We start from the raw sequence: 8,810 nt of genomic DNA on the forward strand, positions 1-8,810 counted from the left end.
GGCTCGGAGATGTGTATAAGAGACAGGCCACGTCGCGTCCGAATATCTCGCACCAGCCGATCGATGAGCGGATCGCGCAACGGCACGTTCGCGAGCGCGCGCAGGAAAAAATACGTCGAGCAGCCGTTGCACGGAAGCGGCAGATCCGGCGCAGGCCACGGCATCTTCAAGATTGAGTAGCGCAGTATCGTTCAGATCTCGAAGCGACAGGATGCCGTCGCTGAATTCGCTCAGCGAGGTCCGGATCAATCGCCGTAGTAAACGTGGATCGAGCTTCACGCCCGCCAGATGCACGGGGCCGCGGTTGCGTGTGAATACAGATTTCGATCGTCCGCCGATCAGATAGCTGCTTCGCATGAGGTCGCGTGTCCCACTGTGGCCCATCTGCCAACGGTCATAACCGTTGCCCAGATTGAAGACGATCTCTGCGTGACCATCCGGAAGCAACAGTTGCTCCGTTTGGTCACTGTCCTCCGGTGCCGTTGCGTCGCCGGGCTCGACCAGGAAATAACAGAGGATCCACGGCTGCAGGCGCGGATCGGGCTGCATCCGCCAGTAACGCATGTTTGGCTGGACGAGGGTTGGATTCACCCGCCGATAGTAGCAGCGGTGGGCTCGATGGCAGCCGAATTTTTACAAGACATCAGCGCTGGGATGCGCATCCTTGCAGCTCCTCTCACACCAGCGGGGCAGGCATGACGCAATACAGACTCCAGGTGAATTCACGAGCGCATACCGTCGATGTCGATGCTTCGATGCCCCTGTTATGGGTATTGCGGGACGTGCTGGAACTAACCGGCACAAAGTATGGATGCGGAATGGCCCAATGTGGGGCTTGCACGGTGCACTTGGATGGCAAGGCAGTCCGATCCTGTGTGACTCCCGTGTCTGCGGTCGGCTCACAGTCTGTAACTACCATCGAAGGGCTTTCGCCGGACGGCCGCCACCCGTTGCAACTTGCCTGGCAAGAGCTCGATGTCCCGCAATGTGGGTACTGCCAGGCTGGCCAGATCATGACCGCGGCTGCGTTCCTCGCGCAGCAAGCTGCGCCCAGCGACGATGCCATTACCCAAGCCATGTCGGGAAATCTGTGTCGTTGCGGCACGTATTCGCGCATCCACCGGGCCATCAAGCGTGCAGCAGGGATGTCACAGTCATGATGACGATGAATCGCAGAGACTTCATGCGATCGGCAGCGCTCGCCGTCGGTGGATTGACGTTGTGCCTCGACACGCTCGCTCGAGAAGTCACTTTGGCCCCCGGAGCGGCAACGGCACGCGAGCTGGGAGATTTTATTCGAATCACTCCATCTGGAGACGTGCTGTTCCAGTTCGTAAAGCACGAGATGGGACAGGGCGTCGCTACCTCCATGGCACAGATCCTGTGCGAGGAGCTGTGTGCCGATTGGGAGCGAGTGCAGATCGATTTCCCAATCGCAGACCTGCCGCGCTATCAGAATGATCGCAACGGCGGTCTCGACACCGGCGGCAGCTGCACGATCATTTATCAGTACGATTTGCTACGCAAAGCCGGCGCCACCGCGCGACAGATGCTGGTCGCGGCAGCGGCACAGCAGTGGCAAGTTCCAACGCGTGATTGCATCGCTGACAATCATTGGGTCATTCATCGCAGCAGCGGTCGTAAGCTCGCGTTCGGCGACCTGGCGACCGCAGCGGCGGCGCTACCGATGCCCGCGAACGTGGAGTTGAAGGATCCGCAGCGGTTTGTGCTGATCGGTCGCTCCAAGGCTGCCAAGTTGATTCCAGAGATAGTGACCGGTCGCCTGCAGTTCGGCATCGACGTGCGCGTGCCGGGTATGCTGTATGCCGTGATCGCGCGGTGCCCGGTGTTCAAAGGCAAGCTCAAACGATTCGACGCATCGGCCGCGCTAAAAGTGCCTGGCGTGCGCAAGGTCTTTGATACACGCGCAATCGCCGGCCCACAGCCCGTCTCCTTCGTTCCACACGATATTCGCGAAGGCGTGGTAGTGGTCGCGGATTCCTTCTGGGCGGCTCTCCAGGGGCGCAACGCACTGCAGATCGAGTGGGACGAGGGTGCGAATGCTCAGCGCAGCAGTGAAGATTTCGAGCGCTTCGCCGCCGAGCGAGCGCTGGTCCGTGACGATCCCACTGGTTACCTCGGCGACGAGAACGCATCTGCGGACCTGAGTCGCGTCGGCAAGGTTCTACGTGCCTCCTATGTATATCCTCAACAATTGCATTCCTGTATGGAGCCGTTGAATTGCACGGCGCACGTGCGTCCCGAGGGCTGCGAGGTCTGGCTTGGATCGCAGGCGCCGAATCTGGTCATCGAGGAACTGCAGAAGCTGCTGCGGCTCGAACAGAGCTCGATCAAGCTGCATTTGCTACCGTCGGGCGGTGGCTTCGGCCGCCGCTACTACACGGACATGGCGGTGGAAGCGGCTTACATCTCGCGAGAAGCCGGCAACGTGCCAGTCAAAATGCTTTGGACGCGAGAGGACGATCAGCAATGCAACTTAGCGCATCATTTCCAGCATATGGAATATCAGGCGGCGCTCGACAAGCAGCGCAAGCTGTATGCGTGGTATGAGAAGGAGTTACGCACCTATACCTGGGCCGCGCGGTATCAGGATCCGACGCTGCCGTCCATGGCCTATGACATTCCCAATATTCGTTATGATTTTGAAGACCTCGGCCCGTACGAGCTGCTGCAGTCGTCGGCGTGGCGCGGCGTCGTGAACCACGGCAAGGCACTGAGCGAATGTTTCATCGATGAGATTGCCGCCGAGTTGAAGATCGATCCGTATCAGTTCCGCCTCTCGTTGCTCACGCCGGGGAGGACGGCTCCAATCTCGAGCGACTACTCCATTTCCTCGGACCGCATGCGTGGCGTGCTCATGCTGGCGGCGCAGAAGGCGGGGTGGGGCAAGTCCATGGAGCGCGGCCGTGGCATGGGTATCGCGCTTGCGCCGTACGCCTCGACTTACACCTGCGCCATCGCAGAAGTGACTGTACGTGAGCGCAAACTCCAGATCGATCGGATCACGTTGGCGGTGGATTGTGGACGCGTGATCAACCCGTCCGGTGCGGATCAGCAGTTGGTCGGCGGCATCGTCTGGAGCCTGACTGCGTTGCTGTATGGAGGTGCGCCGATCAAGAACGGCCGCGCCGTACACGCGAACTTTCACCAGAATCGTCTGTTGCGCATGAACGAGTGCCCGCCGATCGACGTGCATCTGGTGCGCAGTCCGGACGATCGGCCGCAGGGGCTCGGAGAAATGTCTGCACCGCTGGCAGTGCCGGCGGTGCTCAATGCAATCTACGCGGCCACTGGAACGCGGATCAGGAAGATCCCATTGCCTGCGGAGATCCCCGTTGTGTGAAGCGTGAAGCATGGGCGTCAGACGATTGCCTCTGTCCAGCGGCCGTAGTGGGAGTGAACCGCTCCGCGTCGGATGCTCAGGGCGATCAACGCCACGCCGCACACCACGCTGGAGATCATGCCGGCGTTGCCGGCATCGAGCAGGAACGGTGTGATCAACAGGGCCACCCCGAAGGCGATGTTCACGAACCGGACCACCCGCGCGACTTCGGCTAGCGCGACCACGGAGGTGGTGATGATGAGCGCACCGATCAGATGGTCCGCGTTGGCCATCGCACCCTCGGCGCCGACGGTCAGTCGCGTGAACATCAGCCAGACACCGATCGCGATACACGCAACAAGATTCGCCGGCAGCCCGACGCCGCCGCTGACTGCATCCTGCACGATTGCCGGCAGCGGCTGAGCAAGCTCATCCGTCTGTTTCTCGGGGCGCCCACGCGGCATCTCATCGGTATCGCCCACGAAGAACACACGCAGCAGCGATTGACCAGCGCGCTTGCGGCGCTTCAGGAACTGGGCTGTCGCGACCAGCTCGTCGAGCGAGTATGGAATCTGCAGTAGCATCGCCGCTGCCGCGATCAGGCACAGCGTGCACCACGTGCCGATGACGATGGGTTGGATGATGATAAAGATCAGAGACACGAGTCCGAGCGGCACGATCATCAGCCCGAACAGCATCACGAGCCAGGGCATGGTGCGCCAGCGCCGCGATGATCCGATGATGCCGGTGAGAATCTCCAGCGCGTAGGTGAGCGCACCCAGTCCTGCGTCCGGCACAGGCCACGCCTGCGAGACGCTCGATGTGATGATTTCCTCCGTGCCGTTCTTGGGGTCTTCGAGGCTGCCAAGAAAGAAGGGGTCCCAGACACCGTCGATGTGTCCGAGCTGATAGGCCGTGAGATAGCGCGAAATGTGCAGTCCGATGAAGGCGAGCAGCACCACGGGCAGTCGTTGCAGCCAGCTCGATGGGGAGTAATCCCACCCGGGCGGAATCGTCGGTCCGGATTCCGCGGCGATCGGACTCACGCCCGGCGAGGGCTTCACCAGTACCGCGAAGCCGATGACCAGCATGCCTATGAGCGTGCCGTTGAAATATTCTGCCACTGTGGGCGCCCAGAAGAGCAGCGGGGCGGCCAGCAACCAGGTACCGATCACCGCGCAGGTCCATCGAGCCCAGCTGGCACGCCAGTGCAGCGACACTGCGCTGAACACCAATAGCGCGATGCCGCTGATGACATCGCTGAGTGCCATCGCACGGGACTCGTAGCCTAGCAGCGGCGGCGCGGTGATCAGCCAGGTGGCGAGGGCCATGTTGATGCATGGTGCCCAGAGGTTGCTTCGATGAGCCTCGCGATAGCGGCGCTCGTAGCGTTTGCGGATGGCTTCCGGGTCTTCGCCAGCGTCCTTCGCGCTCTCGAGCCATGAGGGCGGCGTGACATGATTTGCCTGGTACCATCCGACGGGATCTTTTTTCAGCGCAGCGACGATCGCTGGCAGTGTGCGGCGCAGGTCATGCTGAGGCTGCCAGTCGAGCAGCTCGCGTGCACGCGAGATGTCGAGCGCGTAGTGATCCTCTGCGATATCGACCATGAACGGCCGCACGAACGGCGGCTCACCCTTGTCGATGCTGTCCGGTACCAGCGGTTCTGCTTTTTCCTGGACCCAGGCACCGGCCTTGGCGATCGGTGCCGGAACCCTCGCCGTAGTCCATTGCTCCTCTGCGTGGATCAGCCTGCCGAGCGTGTCCTGCAATTCCTCGAAACTCATCGGGTCGGGCTCGCCGGCCAGAATCGCCGTTGTGGCAGGCAATGCATCGCGCCGCTCGATGACGCTGCGTATCGCACGCATCATGTCGTCGCGATGGATGAATGCTTGTCCCGACTGAGGCTTGCCGGGATACACGTGACTTTGCAGATCCCGCTCGTAGATACGGGCGATCTGATTCGCGAGCGTAGGCACGCAGGTGTGCTCGTCATATAAACCTGCGAGCCGCAGCACCGTGTAAGGAATGCGGCCGTGACATTCATGGATGACCTGCTCTGCATCCGCCTTGGACTTCGGATACGCCCAGGCCGGGGCGATCGGAGCGGACTCATCGATCCGCTCACCGGGTTTCACGGCTGCGTGAACCAGCATCGTGCTGGAGTAAATGAACCGGTCGACGGTGAAGCTTTGCAGACTTTTCAGGAGACGGCGCGTACCGTCGACGGTGACTGCCTGGTACAACGGATTGTCATCGCCGGTGAAGTCAAAATAAGCAGCCAGATGGACCACGGCGGCGATCCGCTCACCGTGGCGCTGACGCAAAGTCTCGAGCGCTCGAGCGACGGACGCATCTTCGGTGAAGTCTACTTCGATGAGCTCTCCTGACGATTTCTGTCCGGCGCGATCCAGCCCGATGACGGTGTAGTCGGACTCAAGCGTACGCGCGAGCGTAGACCCGATATCGCCGGCCGCGCCGGTGATGAGGATGAGTGGTTTTTTCATGGGGCTGCCTGGAACTGCGCTTTGACACTGCTGCTAAAACGCAATGCAAGACCGTCCTCACAGTTCCTGGCAATTCCCTCATCGCAGTTATCGGGCGCCGCGAATTCAGGAGTCTCATGAGCCTGCTGTAACTTCTCCTCGTCTGCAGTGTTGACCGAGGATACGTTCCTGGGCGCCTCCAAATTCTTTCACGGTGGTGATCGAAGTGGCGGTCGGCGATGCGCCCCTGCGACTGCAATTGCGATCGAGTGCCCCGGCCCACGATGTCCGAGTCCCGGCGTTCGGCTAGAGACTGCCGCATGCTCTTGAGGTCCTCTCAATGCCTCGCTCCACTGAGTAACGATTTCTGTATAGAGACGGCCGTGCGAGGAGGTCAAAAGAAAGGAATGCGCAGGTCGCGTTCCCGCCGCGTGTCAATGCTCATGATCGCGGCCAGTGTAGGCTTGGTGCTGGTTGCCTGCTCTACGGAGCCACTCGTCCCATATTCCACCGACACTCCACCGCTGGCGCTCGTGCCAGCTGCACAGGCCGGCGTCGTCGACAAGCGGGCGCGGTTCCGCGAGGTCTACTGCGCGGTCCTCGAAGCGCGACCGGGATTGCCCGATCATCGCAGCTGCGAGGAAGCATTGACGCGAGTCGGAGAAGAGCCGAGCGGGACAGGGCGGCTGGTTGATCTCGGAGCTTCCAGGCGAGGGCTGGTTGCAGTGCTGGTGCCGGGCCTCGGCTTCGATTGCTTCGAGCAGTGGCTGGAGTCGACGGGAACCGCTGCTGAGCAGGTCCGGCAGTACGGATACGACCAGGTGCTGCTCAAGGTTGACGGTCTCTCGAGCACGACGAACAACGCTCGGCAGATTCGCGACGCGCTGCTGGCCATGCCGACCGAGCCAGGTCCGCCGCGTCTGGTGCTGATCGGTTATTCGAAGGGGGCGCCCGATATCCTCGAAGCGCTCGTCACGTATCCGGAGATCCGCAGTCGCGTGGCCGCTGTGATCAGTGCTGCAGGAGCTGTCGGCGGGTCGCCGCTCGCGAACGACGCGAAGCAATACCAGGCCGACCTGTTGCGCCACTTCCCAGGCGCGACTTGCCAGCCCGGCGATGGAGGGGCCATTGTCAGTCTGAGACCCGCTGTGCGCAGGGCATGGCTCGCCATGCATCCACTGCCAACCGACGTTCACTACTACTCGCTGATCACGTTCCCGCAGCCGGAGCGCATTTCCTCTGTGTTGAAATCGAGCTATCGCAAACTCGCCCGCGTCGACGCACGCAACGACAGTCAGGTGATCTTCTACGATCAGGTGGTTCCCGGCAGCGACCTGCTCGGGTACATCAACGCCGACCATTGGGCTCTCGCAGTGCCGGTTGCGCGTTCGCATTCGACGGTCGGCAAACTCTTTGTGACCGAGAACGCGTATCCCCGCGAAGCACTTCTCGAGGCCTTGCTGCGCTTCGTCGAGGAGGATCTGGCGAACGGCAACGATGCCGCTGTCGAGGCCAATGAAGCGTCGGCGCTGTTCAAAGTGCGCGTTCTGCATTGAGAGGTATCGGGAGTCGTTAGTGACGATTCGAGCATCGTTGCTTGCCCTCGTTTTTGCCTGCCCTGCGGGGCCGGCGCTCGCCTGGGTTTACCCCGAGCATCGGGACATCGCTGTGCTTGCCATCGAAGACCTCGACGCCGAGCGCAAAGCGCTATTCGATCAACTCTGGGCGCAGGCGCGGGTAGGCCACGAGAAGCGCCTCTGCGAGCAAGGCGCCTATACTACGCAAGGCATCACGCCCGAGTGCATTGACTGGGCAGCAATGTCCGCTATCGGCGGGGATCATTCGTGCTCGAGCCAGCAGATGCTCGATATGGTCACCGCTTCGGAATCGATCCTCGTTGTCGCCGAAGTCGCGGCGCAACTCAAGGTCGATCTGCAGCGCGTCTCGAAGGCGCAAAGCGCTGCGTCCCCAAGCAGTGGCCTCATCGGTGGGCTGCGGGGCGTTGCAGAGAGCGAAGCGTTGCGGGCTGACCGCGTCAACGCGCTGCGAGTTGCCGACTTTCGTTTGCAACGAGCCGATCCGGACTATGCGACGCGGGCGGGATCCAACAATGCCCATTTCCTGCTTGCCCGTCCCACAGTGAATTTCAGTTCGCAGGAGTACCTCGAGGATACGCTCAAGGTTGGATCCCAGATCAATGCCGTCGGCGTGTGGGGACGATATCACTTGAGCGCTTTGCAGAAGGCAACGAGGCTTGCGCGAGAGGATCTGTCGGCGGCTCAGCGCTCCATCATCGCCCGCGCCATGCTGGCCGACGAGGCGTTTGCACTTCACTTCCTGGAAGACGTTTTCGCCGCGGGGCACGTGGCCGGAACGTGGGGCGACGTATCGCAACGTAAAGGCACTCACGACTACTACAACGCGAGCGGTCTGGAGGTGCGGATCTGGCAGGGAGGCGAGAACACCGTCGTATTGATGGGCGATGCTTACATGCGTCCCGAGGATGCTAAGCGGGCTGCCGACGTGGTGCGTCTGAGCCTCGAACAAGTGCTAGACACTGCGGCAGGGCGCTCACGGACAACCAATCTCCCATACACGCCTGCGGCGTCCGCCGAACCCGAAACTTTCGACGTATGCGCGAACGACGTGCTTGGGCCATGGGACGCGGGGCGCGAACCGACGCCCGAGGCCGTACAACTGGGTGTGGAGGTCGCGCTGCTCACTCCGATGCCCAGCTTGAGCGAGGGGCTTGGAGCGATGCCGCGCTTCCGAGCACAAATCGGTCCTTTCATCGGCGTGGCTGGCTCACTGTACCTGCGCTCTCTGGACGGCGGCTTCACAGGCCTGGAAGACGGCGGCGGCTTTGTTGGCGGGGCGGACCTGTCGCTGCGGGCGGGCTATGGCCTCGAAGGCGTGCTGGGGGAGGCGAGCGATGGGCTCGTGTATTTTTCCGTGGGCCTGTCTCTTATACACATCTGACG

General features: G+C 61.7%; 6 protein-coding genes. 4 read left to right on the forward strand and 2 right to left on the reverse strand.

Going from position 1 to position 8,810, the window contains the following annotated elements; translation table 11 throughout:
• The coding region (locus D0550_RS33015) for a DUF6597 domain-containing transcriptional factor (protein WP_153067459.1) at positions 1–564 on the reverse strand (564 nt) is incomplete at its 3' end.
• Positions 565–695: 131 nt separating this feature from the next.
• Here D0550_RS33015 and D0550_RS33020 point away from each other — a divergent pair.
• Together D0550_RS33020 and D0550_RS33025 are read left to right on the forward strand one after the other, a co-directional pair.
• On the forward strand, positions 696–1,160 hold the full coding sequence (locus D0550_RS33020; RefSeq protein WP_116813442.1) for a (2Fe-2S)-binding protein: 465 nt from the start codon (positions 696–698) through the stop codon (positions 1,158–1,160).
• Positions 1,157–3,364 (forward strand): xanthine dehydrogenase family protein molybdopterin-binding subunit, encoded by a 2,208-nt coding sequence (locus D0550_RS33025; protein WP_116813443.1) that lies wholly within the window; start codon positions 1,157–1,159, stop codon positions 3,362–3,364. The genes D0550_RS33020 and D0550_RS33025 overlap by 4 nt, the downstream gene beginning before the upstream one ends.
• 17 nt (positions 3,365–3,381) lie before the next feature.
• On the opposite strand, the gene D0550_RS33030 is transcribed toward D0550_RS33025, so the two are convergent.
• Entirely contained in the window at positions 3,382–5,850 is a 2,469-nt protein-coding gene (locus tag D0550_RS33030; RefSeq protein WP_116813444.1) for a vitamin K epoxide reductase family protein, read from the reverse strand.
• A 422-nt stretch (positions 5,851–6,272) separates the two neighbouring features.
• Between D0550_RS33030 and D0550_RS33040 the strand changes: the two genes are divergently transcribed.
• Together D0550_RS33040 and D0550_RS33045 are read left to right on the forward strand one after the other, a co-directional pair.
• A complete protein-coding gene (locus tag D0550_RS33040) occupies positions 6,273–7,385 on the forward strand; it encodes a lipase family protein (protein ID WP_206606699.1) in 1,113 nt (370 codons plus the stop codon).
• Between the two features lie 19 nt (positions 7,386–7,404).
• Positions 7,405–8,808 carry a hypothetical protein gene (locus tag D0550_RS33045; protein WP_153067460.1) on the forward strand — a complete coding sequence of 468 codons (1,404 nt, stop codon included), beginning with the start codon at positions 7,405–7,407 and terminating at the stop codon, positions 8,806–8,808.
• Positions 8,809–8,810: the final 2 nt, after the last annotated feature.

Source organism: Steroidobacter cummioxidans (assembly GCF_003104955.1).